The organism is Aggregatibacter sp. HK296 (assembly GCF_980469475.1).
This window is the reverse complement of record NZ_OZ413142.1, coordinates 127,866-147,904: the sequence shown is the minus strand read 5'-3', so window position 1 is coordinate 147,904 and position 20,039 is coordinate 127,866. Positions and strand designations below refer to the sequence as shown.

16 protein-coding genes are annotated in these 20,039 nt (G+C 44.4%); all 16 read right to left on the bottom strand.

The window, feature by feature from the left end; genetic code table 11:
- The gene (gene nudC, locus AC30SH_RS00790) at window positions 1–786 is read right to left on the bottom strand and encodes an NAD(+) diphosphatase (RefSeq protein WP_489581959.1); all 786 of its coding nucleotides are present in this window, start codon (window positions 784–786) and stop codon (window positions 1–3) included.
- Window positions 787–951: 165 nt separating this feature from the next.
- Window positions 952–5,220 (bottom strand): DNA-directed RNA polymerase subunit beta', encoded by a 4,269-nt coding sequence (gene rpoC / locus AC30SH_RS00785; RefSeq protein WP_212510065.1) that lies wholly within the window; start codon window positions 5,218–5,220, stop codon window positions 952–954.
- Between the two features lie 102 nt (window positions 5,221–5,322).
- A complete protein-coding gene (gene rpoB, locus AC30SH_RS00780) occupies window positions 5,323–9,351 on the bottom strand; it encodes a DNA-directed RNA polymerase subunit beta (protein WP_109859791.1) in 4,029 nt (1,342 codons plus the stop codon).
- 269 nt (window positions 9,352–9,620) lie between these two features.
- Complete coding sequence (rplL, locus tag AC30SH_RS00775) at window positions 9,621–9,992, bottom strand: 50S ribosomal protein L7/L12 (protein WP_005558353.1); 372 nt, start codon at window positions 9,990–9,992, stop codon at window positions 9,621–9,623.
- Between the two features lie 51 nt (window positions 9,993–10,043).
- Window positions 10,044–10,535: a 50S ribosomal protein L10 gene (gene rplJ, locus AC30SH_RS00770; RefSeq protein WP_005703558.1), complete on the bottom strand. Its 492-nt coding sequence runs from the start codon at window positions 10,533–10,535 to the stop codon at window positions 10,044–10,046.
- A gap of 356 nt (window positions 10,536–10,891) precedes the next feature.
- Window positions 10,892–11,581 (bottom strand): 50S ribosomal protein L1, encoded by a 690-nt coding sequence (gene rplA / locus AC30SH_RS00765; protein ID WP_005703561.1) that lies wholly within the window; start codon window positions 11,579–11,581, stop codon window positions 10,892–10,894.
- A 4-nt stretch (window positions 11,582–11,585) separates the two neighbouring features.
- Window positions 11,586–12,014 carry a 50S ribosomal protein L11 gene (gene rplK, locus AC30SH_RS00760; RefSeq protein ID WP_005627653.1) on the bottom strand — a complete coding sequence of 143 codons (429 nt, stop codon included), beginning with the start codon at window positions 12,012–12,014 and terminating at the stop codon, window positions 11,586–11,588.
- 151 nt (window positions 12,015–12,165) lie between these two features.
- Complete coding sequence (gene nusG, locus AC30SH_RS00755) at window positions 12,166–12,717, bottom strand: transcription termination/antitermination protein NusG (protein WP_048750834.1); 552 nt, start codon at window positions 12,715–12,717, stop codon at window positions 12,166–12,168.
- Between the two features lies 1 nt (window position 12,718).
- A complete protein-coding gene (secE, locus tag AC30SH_RS00750; RefSeq protein WP_109128772.1) occupies window positions 12,719–13,129 on the bottom strand; it encodes a preprotein translocase subunit SecE in 411 nt (136 codons plus the stop codon).
- Between the two features lie 163 nt (window positions 13,130–13,292).
- Complete coding sequence (locus tag AC30SH_RS00745; RefSeq protein ID WP_212510066.1) at window positions 13,293–14,222, bottom strand: AEC family transporter; 930 nt, start codon at window positions 14,220–14,222, stop codon at window positions 13,293–13,295.
- Between the two features lie 45 nt (window positions 14,223–14,267).
- Complete coding sequence (locus AC30SH_RS00740) at window positions 14,268–14,510, bottom strand: recombinase RecA (RefSeq protein WP_109859793.1); 243 nt, start codon at window positions 14,508–14,510, stop codon at window positions 14,268–14,270.
- Between the two features lie 56 nt (window positions 14,511–14,566).
- The gene (locus AC30SH_RS00735) at window positions 14,567–16,231 is read right to left on the bottom strand and encodes a fructose-specific PTS transporter subunit EIIC (protein ID WP_212510067.1); all 1,665 of its coding nucleotides are present in this window, start codon (window positions 16,229–16,231) and stop codon (window positions 14,567–14,569) included.
- A 4-nt stretch (window positions 16,232–16,235) separates the two neighbouring features.
- Window positions 16,236–17,177 carry a 1-phosphofructokinase gene (gene fruK / locus AC30SH_RS00730; RefSeq protein ID WP_212510068.1) on the bottom strand — a complete coding sequence of 314 codons (942 nt, stop codon included), beginning with the start codon at window positions 17,175–17,177 and terminating at the stop codon, window positions 16,236–16,238.
- A gap of 2 nt (window positions 17,178–17,179) precedes the next feature.
- Window positions 17,180–18,718: a fused PTS fructose transporter subunit IIA/HPr protein gene (gene fruB / locus AC30SH_RS00725; protein ID WP_212510069.1), complete on the bottom strand. Its 1,539-nt coding sequence runs from the start codon at window positions 18,716–18,718 to the stop codon at window positions 17,180–17,182.
- A gap of 112 nt (window positions 18,719–18,830) precedes the next feature.
- Window positions 18,831–19,352 (bottom strand): hypothetical protein, encoded by a 522-nt coding sequence (locus tag AC30SH_RS00720; protein ID WP_212510070.1) that lies wholly within the window; start codon window positions 19,350–19,352, stop codon window positions 18,831–18,833.
- A gap of 92 nt (window positions 19,353–19,444) precedes the next feature.
- On the bottom strand, window positions 19,445–20,026 hold the full coding sequence (gene mobA, locus AC30SH_RS00715; RefSeq protein WP_212510071.1) for a molybdenum cofactor guanylyltransferase MobA: 582 nt from the start codon (window positions 20,024–20,026) through the stop codon (window positions 19,445–19,447).
- Between the last annotated feature and the right edge of the window lie 13 nt (window positions 20,027–20,039).

Below are 20,039 nucleotides of genomic sequence, written 5' to 3'. Positions count from 1 at the left end.
TCATGATTTATTTTTATCTTGTTGACATAAAACAAGCGTTGCTTCAATTAATTTACGCGCAATAGTGCCATGTGGCGGCAATTCGGGCAAAGGCTGTTCGCAATCAAACCACTGGGCATCGTAGATTTCTTCCGGTTGAACGTGAATTTCTCCTGCTGCGTAATCAGCCAAAAAGCCCACCATTTGTGAATTAGGAAATGCCCACGGCTGATTGCCAACATAGCGTAAATTTTTCACTTTAATCTGTGTTTCTTCCCAAACTTCACGGTGCACAGCCTCTTCAAAGGTTTCACACACTTCCACAAAGCCTGCCAGCGTCGTGTACATACCGCCTTTGTGGCGTATATGATTTGCTAACAAAATTTGCGAACCGCGCCGAACGGCAACAATCACACAAGGGCAGATTACAGGATAAGTACGAAAGCCGCAAACTTGACATTGTACCGCCCACTCATCCGATTTTTGTTCGGTTTTGCCACCGCACTTGCCACAAAATTGGTGCGTTTGGTAAAAATGATTTAATTCAACGCCACGAGCAAGCAGATTAAATTGTTCCTGCGGCAATGACAGCAGATCACGTAAGGAAAAATACACACGCGCATCATTCAGTTGATGCTCCACGAGATATAACGGTTGCGCTGACCACTCCCCAAGAAAAAGCGCATGATGCCCTGTTAAACCTAATTCAGCCGCAGAACCAAAAGGAAGATTGCCATCAACAAGATGTATGGTAGAACCCTGTGTAAAAAGCCAAAAACCCTTGTCTTCAGCTTGAATTAATTTCATTTTTTAACACCCGTTTAAATACGTGAAAAACGCTTAAATTTTCCACCGCACTTTGTTGTTCTGAGAAGAAAAAAGTGCGGTCATTATAAAAGGTATTTTTTCATTTAGCGAATCATGCCCATAAAAAAACCCGAGGTTTAGCTCGGGTTTTTATACGAGGGAATATTATTCCGCGTGCTCGTCATCTTCTACCATGTTTAACATTTCAGTTAAGCTGGCGGAAGCATCTTCAGAGGTCATAACGAATTCAGAAGCAATTTCTTCTTCATCCACGGCCGATAGTCTTACCGGCACATCTTCATCAGCGATAACCGCTGGGTTTTTGTGACGATTTTGGTGATACGCAAAACCGGTACCCGCCGGGATCAGACGACCCACGATGACGTTTTCTTTCAAACCGCGTAATTCATCGCGTTTACCTGCTACCGCTGCTTCCGTTAACACACGAGTGGTTTCTTGGAAGGATGCCGCAGAGATGAAGGACTCGGTTGCCAAGGACGCTTTGGTAATACCCAATAATTCACGTTCAAATTCCACCGGTGGTTTGCCTTCCGCTTCACGTTTACGGTTAACGATTTTCACGCGAGCTACTTCCACTTGTTCCCCTTCAAGGAATTCGGAGTCGTAAGCTTTGGTAACAATCGCTTTACGCAACATTTGGCGTACGATAACTTCGATGTGTTTATCGTTAATTTTTACCCCTTGTAAGCGGTAAACTTCTTGGACTTCGTTAACGATATATTCGGTTACCGCGTGTACACCGCGTAAACGTAAGATGTCATGTGGTGTTTCCGCACCGTCGGAGATTAAATCACCGCGTTCTACCATTTCACCTTCGAATACGTTCAATTGACGCCATTTTGGAATCATTTCTTCGTACACTTCGCCTTCTGCCGGAGTAATCAACAAGCGACGTTTACCTTTGGTTTCTTTACCGAAGGACACGATACCGGAGATTTCCGCTAAAATCGCAGGCTCTTTCGGTTTACGCGCTTCAAACAAGTCTGCCACGCGTGGAAGACCACCGGTAATATCTTTCGTTCCCACGGATTCTTGCGGAATACGTGCTAACGGATCACCGATATGCACTTCTGCGCCGTCATCTAGGGTCACGATAGCTTTACTTGGTAAGAAGTATTGCGCTACAACATCAGTACCCGGAATAACAATATCATTACCTTTGTCATCAACCAATTTAATCGCTGGACGTAAGTCTTTACCTGCTGTCGCACGTTCACCCACGTCTTGCACCACGATAGAAGAAAGACCGGTTAATTCGTCGGTTTGACGGGTAACAGTTAAACCGTCCACGATATCCACGAATTTTACAAAACCGCTTACTTCAGAGATAACAGGCATAGTATGCGGATCCCAGTTAGCAATGGTTTCACCGGCATTCACATCTTGCTGATCGCCTTTGTTCAAAATGGCACCGTAAGGCACTTTATAGTGTTCTTTCGTACGACCAAAGGTATCCACAACGGTTAATTCGGTATTACGAGATGTTAACACTAATTTGCCTTCATTATTGGTAACGAATTTCGCATTGGCCAAACGCAATGTACCGTTGTTTTTCACTTGTACGCTAGACTCTTTGGCTGCTGCAGACGCCGCACCACCGATGTGGAACGTACGCATCGTTAACTGTGTTCCCGGCTCACCGATAGATTGTGCCGCAATAACACCCACGGCTTCACCTTGGTTAATCAGGTGACCGCGCGCTAAGTCACGACCGTAACATTTCGCACACACACCGAAGTCGGTATTACAGGTTACAACAGAACGTACTTTCACGCTGTCCACGGAGTTTTCGTCTAACACATCACACAATTTTTCATCTAATAATGTATTGCGTGGAATTAACACTTCTTCTGAGCCAGGTTTTAAGATGTCTTCAGCAACGACACGGCCTAAAACTTGTTCGCGTAGAGGTACTTTTTCATCGCCACCTTCGATTAACGGAGTCATCACGATACCTTCGTGTGTACCACAGTCATCTTCTACGATAACGAGGTCTTGCGCTACGTCAACCAAACGACGGGTTAAGTAACCGGAGTTCGCTGTTTTCAACGCAGTATCCGCCAAACCTTTACGCGCACCGTGGGTGGAAATAAAGTATTGTAAAACGTTCAAACCTTCACGGAAGTTTGCCGTAATCGGCGTTTCGATAATCGAACCGTCCGGACGCGCCATCAAACCACGCATACCCGCTAACTGACGAATCTGAGCCGCAGAACCACGCGCACCGGAATCCGCCATCATGAAGATGCTGTTGAAGGACGCTTGTTTTTCCAGTTTCCCTTCACGGTTAATGACTTCTTCCGTAGAAAGGTTTTCCATCATGGCTTTAGCAACACGTTCGTTGGCGGCAGCCCAAATGTCGATCACTTTGTTATAACGTTCGCCGGCAGTCACAAGACCGGATTGGAATTGTTCCTGGATTTCAGCCACTTCTTCTTCCGCTGCAGAAATAATTTCGTATTTCTTCGCTGGAATGACCATATCATCGATACCAACAGAAGAGCCTGACCGTGCAGCATAAGCAAAACCGGTATACATAATATGGTCTGCAAACATGACGCTGGCTTTTAAACCTAAACGACGATAGCTTTCATTAATTAATTTAGAAATCGCTTTTTTACCAAGTGTTTGGTTAAACAAGCTAAACGGCATACCTTTCGGCGCGATCATCCATAAAATCGCACGGCCGATAGTGGTATCGGTTAACGTCGTTTTGGATTCAAACTCACCGGCTTCGTTTTTCACATACTCTGTAATACGAACTTTCACGCGAGAATGTAATTCTGCTTGACCGGTACGATAGGCTTTTTCTGCTTCACGCGGGTCTTGCAATAACATGCCTTCACCTTTACCGTTCACTTTTTCGCGGGTCATGTAGTAAAGCCCCAACACCACGTCTTGTGACGGAACAATAATCGGATCACCGTTTGCCGGAGAAAGGATGTTGTTCGTAGACATCATTAACGCACGCGCTTCTAATTGCGCTTCCAACGTTAACGGTACGTGTACCGCCATTTGGTCACCATCGAAGTCCGCGTTGAACGCCGCACAAACAAGTGGGTGTAATTGAATCGCTTTACCTTCGATTAAGATCGGTTCAAACGCTTGGATACCCAAACGGTGCAATGTTGGCGCACGGTTCAATAGAATCGGGTGTTCACGAATCACTTCAGCCAAGATATCCCAAACGATGGCGTCTTCACGCTCTACCATTTTCTTCGCGGCTTTAATCGTCGTTGCATAACCACGGCTTTCTAATTTCGCATAGATAAACGGACGGAATAATTCCAATGCCATTTTCTTCGGCAAACCACATTGGTGTAAACGTAAGTATGGACCCACGGTAATTACTGAACGACCGGAGTAGTCAACACGTTTACCCAACAAGTTTTGACGGAAACGGCCTTGTTTACCTTTAATCATATCCGCTAATGATTTTAACGGACGACGGTTAGAACCGGTAATTGCACGACCGCGACGACCGTTATCTAACAACGCATCAACGGACTCTTGTAACATACGTTTTTCGTTACGCACGATAATATCCGGTGCGATTAAATCTAATAAACGTTTTAAACGGTTGTTACGGTTGATGACACGACGGTATAAATCGTTCAAGTCGGAAGTCGCAAAACGACCGCCGTCTAACGGCACTAACGGACGTAAATCCGGTGGAAGCACCGGTAATACGGTCATCACCATCCATTCCGGTTTATTGCCGGACTGTAAGAAGGCTTCCAATAATTTTAAGCGTTTAGTGATTTTCTTACGTTTGGTTTCGGAATTGGTTTCTTGTAATTCTTCGCGTAAATTTTCGCATTCCGCTTCCAAATCGATGCCGCGCAATAAGGCTTGAATGGCTTCCGCCCCCATTTTAGCATCGAACTCATCTTGCCAACGGTCTTCCGCGTCAAGGTATTGTTCTTCGGTTAACAACTGACCGCGCTCAAGATCGGTCATACCCGGTTCGATCACAATGTAAGATTCAAAATAAAGCACGCGTTCAATATCACGCAACGGCATATCTAACAATAAACCGATACGGGACGGCAGGGATTTTAAGAACCAAATGTGGGCCACCGGTGAGGCTAATTCAATATGCCCCATACGTTCACGACGAACTTTAGTTTGCGTGACTTCTACGCCACATTTTTCACAAATCACACCGCGGTGTTTTAAGCGTTTGTACTTACCGCACAAACATTCGTAATCTTTTACCGGTCCGAAGATACGGGCACAGAAAAGACCGTCACGTTCCGGTTTAAAGGTACGATAGTTGATTGTTTCAGGTTTTTTAACTTCACCGTATGACCAAGAACGGATCATGTCAGGTGAGGCTAAACCGATTTTAATCACATCAAAATCTTCAGCGGTTTTTGATTGTGCTTTTAAAAACTTAACTAAGTCTTTCACAGATTTGCTCCTGTCGGAGTTAAACTTATTCAAGTGCGGTCGTTTTTCAAAACGTTTTTAAAATCGACCGCACTTGGGCTCAATAGGGGTCAATACCCTGACTTATTCTTCGTCCAAGTCGATGTTGATACCAAGTGAACGGATTTCTTTCATAATTACGTTGAAAGATTCCGGTGTACCCGGATCCATGTGTTGGTTGCCGCTGACGATGTTTTTATACATCTTCGTACGACCGTTCACATCATCGGATTTCACGGTTAACATTTCTTGTAAGGTGTAAGCCGCACCATAAGCTTCAAGTGCCCACACCTCCATCTCACCGAAACGTTGACCACCGAATTGCGCCTTACCACCCAACGGTTGTTGAGTAACAAGACTATAAGAACCGGTTGAACGCGCGTGCATTTTGTCATCAACCAAATGGTTCAATTTGAGCATATACATGTAACCTACCGTTACCGGACGCTCAAATTTCTCACCTGTACGACCATCATAAAGGGTAATTTGACCGGAAGTCGGTAAACCACCAAGCTCTAATAAGCCTTTAATTTCTTTTTCATGAGCACCGTCAAATACCGGTGTCGCAATCGGCAAGCCTTTACGCAAGTTTTGCGCTAAACGCATTACTTCTTCGTCAGTAAAGGTGCTGAGATCCACTTTTTGTGAACCACCGCCAAGGTCATAGGCTTTCTGCATGTATTCACGCAATTTCGCGATAGATTGTTGTTGTTTAATCATCGCGTTAATTTGATCACCGATACCTTTTGCCGCCAAACCTAAGTGAGTTTCTAAGATTTGACCGATATTCATACGGGACGGAACGCCCAGCGGGTTCAATACGATTTCAACAGGTTGACCGTTTTCATCGTATGGCATGTCTTCCACAGGGTTAATTTTTGAGATAACCCCTTTGTTACCGTGACGCCCCGCCATTTTATCACCCGGTTGAATTTGACGTTTCACCGCCAAGTACACTTTAACGACTTTCAACACGCCTGGAGCCAAATCGTCGCCTTGGATAATCTTGTTGCGTTGAACTTCTAATTTACGTTCAAATTCTTTGCGTAATTCTTCGTGTTGTTCCGCTAACTGCTCTAATTGGTGTTGTTTTTCCTCGTTATCTAAGGTTTGTTCCAACCATTTAGTGCGGTCTAATTTATCTAAGGATTTCGCATCGAAACCACCGGACAACAATAGGTTGCGGACACGCATAAACAAGCCGGCTTCCAAGATCTCAAACTCTTCGCTTAAGTCTTTTTTCGCTTGTTTTAATTGCATTTCTTCGATTTCTAACGCACGTTTGTCTTTTTCTACGCCATCACGGGTAAACACTTGTACGTCAATAACGGTACCGGAAACGCTGTTTGGTACGCGTAACGAAGAGTCTTTCACATCAGACGCTTTTTCACCGAAGATCGCGCGTAATAATTTTTCTTCCGGGGTTAATTGGGTTTCACCTTTTGGTGTCACTTTACCGACCAGAATATCGCCGCCCTTCACTTCTGCACCGATATACACGATACCGGATTCGTCCAATTTACTTAATGCAGCCTCACCGACATTAGGAATATCTGCAGTAATTTCTTCTGCACCTAATTTGGTATCACGTGCTACACAAGAAAGCTCTTGAATGTGAATAGTGGTGAAACGATCTTGTTGTACGACACGTTCGGAAACTAACATGGAGTCTTCGAAGTTATAACCGTTCCACGGCATGAACGCCACACGAATATTTTGACCGAGTGCCAACTCACCTAAATCGGTAGAAGGACCATCCGCCAAAATTTCACCACGCTCAACCGGTTCACCTAATTCCACACAAGGAATTTGGTTGATACAGGTGTTTTGGTTAGAACGGGTATATTTGATTAAGTTATAAATATCAATACCAGCTTCGCCCGCAACGGTTTCGTCTTCATTGACTTTCACCACGATACGGGAAGCGTCCACGTATTGAATCGTACCACCGCGTTTTGCAATAACCGCAACACCGGAGTCAAGCGCTACCGCTTTCTCAATACCGGTACCGACTAATGGTTTATCTGCACGCAAGGTTGGAACCGCTTGACGTTGCATGTTCGCACCCATCAAGGCACGGTTCGCATCGTCATGCTCTAAGAACGGAATTAATGCTGCCGCCACAGAAACTACTTGTTGGGTAGAAACGTCCATATAGTGAATTTCTTCAGGTTTATAAAGACCTGATTCACCATGTTCACCACGACAGGTGACAAATGCATCGGTAAAGCGGAACTCTTCATCAAGATTTGAGTTCGCCTGTGCGATAACGTATTTACCTTCTTCAATCGCAGAAAGGTATTCGATTTCTTCAGTCACTTGGCCATTGACGACTTTACGATATGGTGTTTCTAAGAAACCATAGTCATTGGTACGTGCATAAACGGAAAGAGAGTTAATCAAACCGATGTTCGGACCTTCAGGTGTTTCAATCGGACACACGCGACCATAGTGAGTCGCATGGACGTCACGCACTTCAAAGCCGGCACGTTCACGAGTTAAACCGCCCGGTCCCAATGCAGAAATACGACGTTTGTGTGTAACTTCTGATAATGGGTTGTTTTGGTCCATGAATTGAGATAATTGAGATGAACCAAAGAATTCTTTCACCGCAGCAGAAATTGGTTTCGCATTAATTAAATCTTGTGGTGTCACAGCTTCCAGATCACCTAAAGACAAGCGCTCTTTCACTGCACGCTCAACACGCACTAAGCCAATACGGAATTGGTTTTCTGCCATTTCACCCACAGAACGAATACGACGGTTACCTAAGTGGTCAATATCATCCACTTCACCACGACCGTTACGAATTTCGATCAATTTCTTCATGACACTCACGATATCTTCGTTACTTAATGTGCCACTACCGGTGGTTTCTTCAATCCCTAAAGAGCGGTTGAATTTCATGCGGCCTACCGCAGACAAGTCATAACGGTCGGAAGAGAAGAATAAATTCTCAAATAACGCTTCTGCCGCTTCTTTTGTCGGTGGCTCACCCGGACGCATCATACGATAAATTTCCACCAACGCACTTAAACGATCGCTAGACGGATCAACACGTAATGTTTCGGAAATATATGGGCCGTAATCCAAGTCATTTGTGAATAAGGTTTCAACTGTGGTATAGCCTGCTTGTGCTAATTTCGCCAATACCTCAAGAGAAAGCTCCATATTCGCCGCACAAACTAATTCGCCGGTATCTAAATTGACATAGTCTTTCGCAGCAACTTTACCCACGATATATTCAGTCGGTACGTCTACTTGTTTAATATTATCTTTTTCTAATGCTTTAATATGACGAGCAGTAATGCGACGACCACGTTCCACATACACTTTGCCATTTGCTTCAATATCAAATGCTGCCGTTTCACCACGTAAACGTTCAGGCATTAAATTCATCAGCAATTTATTATCTTTAATTTCGAAGACAACTTTATCAAAGAAAAGATCTAAGATTTGTTCAGTGGTGTAACCCAATGCACGTAAGATAATCGTTGATGGTAATTTACGACGACGGTCGATACGGGCATATAAGTTATCTTTCGGATCAAATTCAAAATCCAACCATGAACCACGGTAAGGAATAATACGTGCGTTATACAGCACTTTACCTGAAGAGTGAGTTTTACCTTTGTCACTATCAAAGAATACACCCGGACTACGGTGTAATTGAGACACGATAACACGCTCAGTACCATTAATAACGAAAGTACCGTTATCGGTCATTAATGGGATCTCACCCATGTAAACTTCTTGTTCTTTAATATCTTTGATCGTGCCTGGCGCGGCATCTTTATCATAGCTAACTAAGCGTAATTTCACACGTAACGGTGCCGCATAAGTGGTACCACGGATTTGACATTCACGCACATCAAACACCGGCTCGCCTAGCCTATAGCTAACATATTGTAATTCGGTATTTCCATTGGTACTAACAATTGGGAATACGGAGCGGAAAGCGGCTTCTAAGCCTTGTTGACCATCCGGATCTCTTTGAATAAATTTTTCAAAAGAATCAAGCTGGATTGTTAATAAATAGGGAATATTTAAAACTTGCGGACGTTTGCCGAAGTCTTTACGAATTCGTTTTTTCTCGGTATAGGAGTAAACCATAGGGTTCCTCTGCTTGCTGTTCAGTGACCCACAATCAACACGCAATATTTGTGACAAATATTGGTGATAATGTATTAGATACCGTTTTTAGATGACCGCACTATGAACCTTACTTCTTTAGTGGGTAGCTCAAATTAAAATGCTTTGTTTAACTTGAGGAAACAAAAGTAATCAAACGGCAAATTTACTTCTGTTTTTGATAGCACAAAATGGCTGATGGTCACCCACCAGCCATTTAGCCTGAGAAACAGGACGAAATAAAATCAAAATTATTTGATTTCTACTTTCGCGCCAGCTTCTTCTAATTCTTTCTTAAGTGCTTCTGCTTCAGCTTTAGCAATGCCTTCTTTCAATACAGCCGGTGCAGATTCAACTAAGTCTTTAGCTTCTTTCAAGCCTAAACCGGTTGCACCACGTACTGCTTTGATTACTGCTACTTTGTTAGCACCAGCTTCAGCAAGAACTACGTCGAATTCAGTTTTTTCTTCTGCCGCTGCTGCTGCACCACCTGCTGGAGCTGCTGCTACTGCTGCCGCTGCTGAAACACCGAATTTTTCTTCCATCGCTGCGATTAATTCAACGATTTCAGTTACAGATTTAGAAGCAATCGCTTCAATGATTTGTTCGTTAGTTAATGACATAACAATCAATTCCTAAAGTAAATAAAGTTAATTGGATGAAGAAACGCTTGATTAAGCCGCTTCTTGTAATTTGTCGCGTAATGCCGCAAAAGTGCGAACAAGTTTGCCTGCCGCAGCTTCTTTCATTGTGCCCATTAAACGTGCAATTGCTTCGTCGTAAGTCGGTAATGTTGCTAAGAATTCAACATCTTGGATCTTACCTTCAAAGGCTGCACCTTTAAGTTCAAACTTATCGTTTGCTTTTGCAAATTCTTTGAACAAACGTGCTGCAGCACCTGGATGTTCAGTAGAGAATGCGATAAGTGTTGGACCGGTAAATGTGTCTTTCAAACACTCGAATTCAGTGCCTTCTACCGCACGACGTAATAAAGTATTACGAACAACGCGCATAGAAACACCCGCTTCGCGTGCAGATTTACGCAATTCGGTCATTTTATCTACTGTCACACCACGGGAATCCGCGATCACAGCAGAAAGGGCACCTTTGGCTGCTTCATTTACTTCGGCAACAATTGCTTGTTTGTCTTGAAGATTTAATGCCATTGGCTGTTAGCTCCTGAATACACTCCGATTGCTCGGAATTTAAATACCTAATAAAACAACTATTAGGACGAATTCGGTGCACAGAAGCAAGAAAATTCTTATTCTGTTCACCATCTACGTAGGATGATTAAGATTGCTCCCCTACGGTCTTGGACGGGGCTTGAATGAGGTCAAGCACCAACCAGAAATGCTAAACCGCAAATAAAATACGGTCTAAAAAGGACGGAAATTATAACGGTCGAAATAACATTTGTAAATGCCTGATGATAAAAAATCACCAATTCGACAATGATAAATGTCCGAAAAAATAACCGCACTTATAAAAGTGCGGTCATATTTCATCGTATTTCTACGGATTATAGTGAAGCTTGATCAACAGCTACACCGGCACCCATTGTAGTAGAAAGACTTACTTTCTTAATGAAGATACCTTTAGATGTTGCAGGTTTCGCTTTAGTTAAAGCAGCTAACAACGCTTGAAGGTTTTCTTTCAATTGTACTTCAGAGAAGTTTGCTTTACCGATAGTGGTGTGGATGATACCGTTTTTATCGTTACGATAACGGATCTGACCGGATTTAGCATTTTTCACTGCTTCAGCAACGTTTGGTGTGACAGTACCCACTTTAGGGTTTGGCATTAAACCACGTGGGCCTAATACTTGACCTAATTGACCAACAACACGCATTGCATCAGGAGAAGCGATAACAACGTCAAAGTTCATTTCGCCTTTTTTGATTTGCTCAGCTAAATCTTCCATACCTACTAAATCAGCACCAGCTTCTTTAGCTGCTTCTGCGTTTGCACCTTGGGTGAACACAGCAACACGAACTTCACGGCCTGTACCATGTGGTAATACAGTTGCACCACGAACGTTTTGGTCAGATTTACGAGGGTCGATACCCAAGTTTACTGCAACGTCAACACTTTCAACGAATTTAGCCGTTGCGAATTGTTTTAATACCGCGATCGCTTCGTTGATTTCGTATGCTTTAGTAGAATCTACGCCAGCTTTGATTGCTTTCATTTTTTTAGTCAATTTAGCCATCGTATTATTCCTCCACCACTAAGCCCATAGAGCGAGCAGTACCAGCAATTGATTTCATTTTGGTTTCGATAGACGCGCCAGTCATATCTGCTGCTTTAGTTTCAGCGATTTGACGAACTTGATCTAAAGTTACTTTACCCACTTTATCTTTGTTCGGTTTACCGGAACCAGATTTGATACCTGCAGCTTTTTTCAACAATACTGCTGCTGGTGGAGTTTTGGTAACGAAAGTGAATGAACGGTCTGCATAAACGGTGATAACAACCGGAATTGGTAAACCTTTTTCTAAGCTCTCAGTACGAGCGTTGAATGCTTTACAGAATTCCATGATGTTCACACCTTGTTGACCTAACGCAGGACCAACCGGTGGTGATGGGTTTGCCATACCAGCTGCAACTTGCAACTTAACGTAGGCTTGGACTTTTTTTGCCATTTTAGTTTCCTCTGAATGGGTAATAACGCTATTACTAGCTCCCCTGTTGTTAAAAAGGGTTGCATTCTAATCAAACACAACCGGTTTTTCAAGTAAAATGCCGAAAAATGCACCGCACTTAAAAAGTGCGGTGGAAAATTCAACCATTTTACTAGTTATTCTTTTCTACTTGACCGAACTCAAGTTCAACCGGCGTAGCACGACCGAAAATAGATACAGACACTTTTAAGCGGCCTTTTTCGTAATCCACTTCTTCAACTGTACCATTAAAGTCTGCGAATGGACCTTCGGTTACACGCACTTCTTCACCCGGTTGGAAGGTTGTTCTTGGTTTCGGTTTATCGCTGTTTTGTTCCAAACGATTTAAAATGATATCCGCTTCACGATTGCTAATTGGCGCTGGTTTATCCGGTGTACCGCCGATGAAACCCATAACGCGTGGCACGCTACGCACTAGATGCCAAGTATCATCGTTCATTTCCATTTGTACTAACACATAACCAGGGAAATATTTGCGTTCACTTTTGCGACGTTTACCTGCCACATTTTCCACGACTTCTTCTGTTGGTACTAACACTTCACCGAACTGTTCTTCCATATTGTGAAGTTTGATGTATTCACGCAATGTGGTCGCTACGCGCGCTTCAAAACCGGAGAACGCTTGCAACACATACCAACGTTTTTTATTTGCGGTTTCGGTCATTTTAGAATCTCCAGTCGGTTAAGAAGGTAATGATGCTAACGATAATTGAATCCAAGCCCCAAAGAATTAAAGACACAAATACGGTCACGCCAACAACAATAAAGGTGGTTTGCGTTGCTTCCGGACGGCTTGGCCAAACAATTCGACGTAATTCAGTACGGGCATCTTGAAAGAAACCAAGAGCTTTTCTGCCTTGATTGGTTGTCGCTGCAACCCCTAAAGAGATCAACAACAACACGATAACCGCGACAACGCGAATCGGGGTGGAATATTGATCTTGGAAATAGATATTACCAAATGCACTCGCAGCAATAATCGCAACGGCTAACAACCATAAAAAAATGTTTAATCCTTTAGACTTTTCAACCACAGTCTCAGATTCATTTTTCTTTTTCTCAATCTCTAATGCCATAAAAATTTATCCATTATGTAACTTTAAAAAATAGGGATCCTTTTTCGAACGCAGGATTATAGCAGCTAATTTTCCAGTTTCACAATTAAAAATTGCGCATTTACACAAGTGCGGTCGTTTTTCAGCGTGTTTTTAAAACATCGTCAAAAATCCACCGTACTTTTTACCACAACTGATACAACGCAATAATAAAGGGCATACTAAACATACAAAGGAGGGTGGTAACCCCATAAATGGCACTGGCTTTTTGCGGATTATTCCCAAAAATTAACGCCATTTGCGTGACCGTGGAAGCCGCCGGGCTCGTCGTTGCCAAGAAACTAATCAAAGCGATCGTTTCACCGTTTTGTACCCAACCTGAAAAGCCGCAAAGTTTAACGACAACCATTAAAAACAGCGGAATCACTAACAAACGCAGAAACGTCACCAAATAAATTCGTTTAGACGAAAAAAGCTCCCGTAGTGGAATAGAGGCAATCAGCATGCCGGCAATCAACATGGCATTCGGACCGATAAACATCCCGACGGAAGACAACGTACCATTGATGGTATCTGGCAGTTTAATTTGAAAGGCAAACATTACTAAACCCATCATGATCGACCAAATGTTGATATTTTTTAGCACCATTTTCAGCGTTAAATTGCCTTTGCCGGCAATAATCAGGCGACAGTGCGTCCAAAACATAAACGTTTGCACGATGATAAAACAACTGGCGTAAACCACCCATTCTTTACCGAACAATCCCATCACCAACGGAATAATCAAATTACCTGAATTGGCATAAATGGATGCCGCATGCTCGATAGGATCCAATTTCAGCGTTCTCTTTAACACCGCACCGATAATCACCAGCATGCCATGTAAAAACACTGCCATACCAAAAGACAGCATTAATCCCTCTAGAATTTCCGGTGTATATGAAATCTGAAAGGCCTCAATCATGACGGCGGGGCTGATGATATACAAACCGATAATAGACAATGGCTTGCTGTCTTCTGATTTCAGTAATTTGGCTTTTACCAACCCATAACCCATTAAGACAATAAGCGTGAGCTCAACAATTTTGCTACCAAGAATAAATGCGATATCCATAGAATACTTCGTCAATAAAAGGTCTCCGCCTCGTTTAAAATGGAGTTATTTTTGACCCATCACTTTTGCCCAATTCACCGCCGTTTCAATAGCGTTTCGGGCTTGTGGGCTATTGCGCCAACAAGTTGAACCCGTGATTTCAGCACCTCTTTGGAGAATAAAATCAGGACTGGTCACTGCTAGTATTTTGACGTCATCTAATCCCATTTCTTCCAAACGCTTTAAGATTGTTGCACCGATACCTTTTTGAGATAAAAGGCTACGTTTTTCATCTTCACTAAATGGCATAGTATGTCCTCATAAGATAAAAAATGCGGTGAAAATCCACCGCACTTTGTTCCACGTTATGCTTCCGCCTTTGGTTTAATCACCGCATAAATCACACCGGTGACGACGGAACCTATGGCGATAGCCGCAAGATACATCAACGGCTCAGAAACAAACGGTACCACAAATAAACCACCGTGCGGCGCTTGTAATGCAATGCCTAAACTCATGGAAATGGCGCCTGCAGTCGCACCACCTAGCACACTACTGATAATCACACGAAGCGGATCGGCCGCCACAAATGGCAATGCCCCTTCGGAGATAAAACAGAAACCAAGCACGAAAGAGGCTTTACCCGCATCACGTTGATTGGAGGTGAATTTACTGCGCGCTAACCAAGTGGCAATCGCCATGCCGATTGGCGGCACCATGCCTGCTGCCATTGCCGCTGCCATTGGGGTGTAAACCTGAGAGGCGATCATGCCCACGGAGAAAGTATAAGCCGCTTTGTTTACCGGACCACCCATGTCGATACACATCATGGTGCCGATAATCACACCAAGCACCATGGCATTCACATCGCCCATGGATTTTAGCCATTCACTCAACGCCGTCATGATTTTCGCGACAGGCGGGTTAATGAGATAAATCATGGCTAAGCCGACAATAAAAGACCCCAATAACGGCAAAATTAAGATCGGTTTAAGGGACATCAGGCTTGGCGGTAATTTAATCACATCATTAAGTCCTTTCACCACATAACCTGCAAGGAAGCCGGCGATAATGCCACCTAAAATCCCCGCACCTGCGGTCGTCGCCAACATCCCGCCGATTAACCCCACGGCAAGTCCCGGACGGTCGGCGATGGAGAACGCCACATAACCTGCAAACACCGCGATCATTAAGTGGAACGCCGCGCCACCACCGATATCCATTAAGGCTTTCGGCAAGCCGCCCGCGATATTTTCGTCTTTGAACGCTTCAATACCGAACATGAAGGAAATGGCGATAAGCAAACCGCCTGCCACCACCAACGGCAACATGTGCGATACGCCTGTCATCAGATGCTTATAGACGCCTTTCTTCTCGCCGCGCTCTTCGGCTTTCGCCGCGGACGTTGCGCCGCCTTCGTAAATTTTGGCTTCTTTAAAGGCTTTGTCGAATTCTTGCGCAGTTTTCTTCAACGCAAGTCCGGTAGAGGTGCGATACATTAATTTGCCTTTGAATTTATCCAACGGCACGTCAATATCCGCCGCCACAAACACCAAATCCGCTGCCACCACTTCTTCTGCCGTGATTTCATTGCCCGCGCCCACTTGTCCGCGGGTTTCCACTTTCACCTGCCAGCCTTGTTGTTTGGCGTAAGTTTCGATGGCTTCGGCAGACATGAACGTATGCGCTACGCCTGTCGGGCAAGCAGTCACCGCCACAATATTTTTCATTTTACCGTTAGAAACGACCGCACTTTCAGCAGGCGGAACATAATCCTGCGCCTGTTGAATGGCCGTGTCTAACAAGTTTTCGGGTGCGTTGAAATGTTCGTCAATTTTTGCCAAAAACACTTTTTTGCCATTAAATCCGGCATTATTGGGTAAAACATTCCCCAAAACGATGATCAAATCCGCCGCCTCGGCACTGTCCACGATTTGATGTTGCACTTGCGCAGTTTTACTTAGCATTTCACGCAATAGAAAGGCTTTGGCGTTACCCAAATTAGCGGATGGAGTTAAATAAATATGCATAAGATTATCCCTCAATGACAGTAATGTTGACATTGTTTAAAATTGGTTCAAGCAAAGTGCGGTCAGAAATGCCCACGTTACTTTGCGACACGGCAAAAGCGGACACCGCACTGGCAAAGGCAAGAGTGTCTTTTGGCGGAAGGTCGTTAATTAAACCGTAAATCAAACCCGCCACCATAGAATCGCCCGCGCCCACGGTACTCACCACGTTTTCGCATTTTGGCGGTTGTGCTTGGATCACAGCCTCGTCACTTAACCATAAAGAACCATTCGCCCCCATGGAAATAATCACATGAGCAATGCCCTGTGCTTTCAGTTGCTTCGCCGCTGCAATGATGTCGTTCATCGTTGGCAATCCATGCCCGATCCATGCTTCTAATTCGCGATGATTCGGTTTCACCAACCAAGGTTGTGCGCTCAAGCCCGCAGTTAGCGCTGCATTACTGCTGTCTAACACGACTTTTATGCCCGCCTGATGGAGTTGTTTTAGCCAATCGGCAAACAAGTCCGGCGTCACGCCACGCGGCAAGCTGCCACACACGGCAACGATGTCGAAGGATTTGCAATACGCAAGAGAATCCGCCACAAATTGTTGCCACGCACTTTCACTGATTTCATAACCTAAAAAGTTGAGATCAGTAACATCCGCGTCGGTTTCGGTAATTTTCACGTTGATTCGGGTTCTGCCCGGCACGCGTTGGAATTTGTCTTGTAATCCCAGTTTGTCGAATAAGGTGACAAAATCCCCTTGGTTGTCTTCGCCGAGAAAACCGCCCACAGTGACGTCAATGCCCAAATCTTTTAACACTTTCGCCACGTTAATGCCTTTACCCGCAGGAAAAAGCCCGAGGGTTTCCACGGTGTTGACTTCGCCCAATTCGATACGTTTTAAACGCCCGACCAAGTCATAAGCGGCGTTTAAAGTGATAGTTGCGACGTTTGCCATCATTATTCCCCTAATCCTGCGTTAATTGCTGCACCGATACCCTCAATAGCTTGTTGTGCTTGCTCCCCGGTGGCCACAAAACGTAAACGGTGGCCTTTCACTACACCTAACGCCACCACTTTCATCAGACTTTTTGCACTGACCAACGGCGTATCGCGATCGAGATTTTGTACGGCGATATTGGCGTTATATTTTTTTACTTCGTTCACTAACACTGCCGCCGGACGGGCGTGTAATCCGTGTTCATTTTTTACTTCAAAAACGCCTTCCACGGATTCACTCGGATTTTCCACCGCACTTTCACCACTTGGCGCAGAAATTGCCGACGCAACTTGCTCTATCACTTCAATGGTGTCCGGTTCGCTTGGTGGTACCGCAGAAATAGTTTCGCCAAGCCCTGACGCAATCACCTTACCAATAGCTTCAACTGAAGCTTGTGCGTCATCGCCCTCCGCCACAAAACGTAAACGATGACCTTGCGTCACGCCCAAGGCGACAATTTTCATCAGGCTCTTAGCGCTCACCGGTACACTGGCGCGCGTGAGGTTTTCCACAGTAATTTTAGACGCGAATTTTTTCACTTCGTTAACCAAAATGGCGCTTGGACGGGCGTGTAAACCGTGCTCGTTACGAATAGTAAAGGTGCCGACAACGCTGCCGGCAGCCACAGACGGCACGGCAGACGCAGTTGATGTCGCCTGTGTCGCAGCTTGCGGAATCGCCTTGCCATTTAATGCTGCAGCAATCTGTGCGCTGTCGCCGTTTAACAAGATTTGCTGTACCTTGGCATCTAACAGACGGGCTAAAGTTTCGTCAATTTGCTCGTTTGCATAAGCCACCGTCACCACGCCATGCACGATTTTATTATTTAAATTAAACGCCTGTTTTGCACGACTGAACGCCAACCCATTCTTTTGGTTTCCTACGGCGGCATCGGTCACCCATAGACCTTGCGCCAACGGCAATGCCGGATTGGCAATGACTTCCGAAACGTACTGATGATTGACCGCACTTTGTTGTTCTAATTTGCCGGCGTTAATGGCGATTAAGGTGAGCAAACTGCTGGTGTCCACATCTAAGCTGATGTTTTCATCAACCACATTAAATTCATCCGCTTCACCCATTAAAATGGCGCGGAATTTTTTTACATCGGTGAGCGTGGCCAATTTTGCGGCCGTGTCTTCATCGCCGAGAACATGAGTCAGTTGACGCAATAATGCCAAATGCTCGTCAGAACGCGCCGCAATGCCGATCACCACATAAGCAATATTGCCTTCGCCCCATTCAATCCCTTGTGGAAACTGGAAAATCTGCACGCCGGTATTTTTTACCATGCCACGGGTTTCTAACGTGCCGTGCGGAATGGCGATGCCATTGCCTAAAAAGGTCGATGTTTGTTGCTCGCGCCCTAGCATGCCTTGTAAATAACCGCTTTCCACATAACCGGCCTGCTCTAGTGCGTTTGCCGCCAGCGTAATGGCTTGCTGCTTATTATCGGCACTCGCCGCCAAATGAATGTTACTTTCGGGTAAATTAAACATTCTGTCTCCTTGTTTCTACGAGGGTATAAATTGGGTACTGAACAATGCAAAAACCTTTCAGCTAAGATTTAAAATACAAAAAACTGCCGGTAAAAACCGACAGTTTTGTAAATTATTTTCCGGTGCACAATTTGAGTAATTGCTCGGAACCTTGCACGATATATTCGTCATTTTCAGACCGCACTTTGTCTTTTTTCAAATCTAACATGGCGTCATAAATACCTTGGGTCACGCTCGGCGCATCGATAAGACTCCAGCATTTTGTATTCAGTTTGCCAAAATTATTTTGTAACGCAGAGGCATGTACAACGCCGCTGTAATAGGCATAAACATCGGAATCCTGTCCTTGTGGGCTATACAATTTTTCTTTGATTTGTTCAACAGGCACAAGAATTCGACCTAAATACCAATCATTGGCGCCACTGGCGAAAGAATTCACATTAAAATCGCTGTGCACGCGCCCTTGGTAGGTTGCGACCGTAGCCTCATACGCGGTGGCGTAAGATTTTTGGTCAATTTTATCTTCGTCTAAGTCAATGACCGTTTTTTTGTCGCCTATGAAAGGCACATACGAGGAAAGGGAACAAGCGCTCAATAAAGAGGCTAGGAAAAGAATGGAAAGTTTCTTAATCATAAAAATCCTTGAATTTCGGTGGAAGAAAACAAACTAACTCAAGCGTGGCGCTCATTATACTGTTTCTCTAGCATGCAATAAATAGCTCACGATTATTGCACGTTAAACTGCTGCAACTCATCCAATGTGTTGATATTGGTAAACGCCGCCTTATTTTCTGAAAAATCCACACTCACAGCCTCATTTTGGCGCATAAAATGCAACATTCTGCGTTCACCGGTAGCCAAATAAGCCGCAAGTTTCTCTTTTAAGCTACGCGCCATTAAACAGAAAGTAGGATGTTCACGCTCACCATCATGCACATACGCAATAGAAACGCCGTGAAAATCCACCGCACTTTTTAATTTTTCCAGTAAATTGTCCGGAAAGAAGGGGCTATCACAAGGCACAAATAAGACAAAATCCGTCTCAGATCGTTCCAGCGCGGTCAAAATCCCACTTAACGGCCCTTGAAAGCCTTCGATATTATCGCCAAACACCGGCAATCCGGCGACAGCATAAATCGCCTGATTGCGATTGGCGTTAACAGAAATGTGTTCCACCTGCGAATGCAGGCGATCATAAATAAATTGAAATAACGGTTTTCCCTGCAGGGGCTGCAAGCCTTTATCGACACTGCCCATGCGTTTTGCTTGCCCGCCGGCTAAAATGACTGCGCTAATTGAAATTGTCATGCTTCTTTGTTTT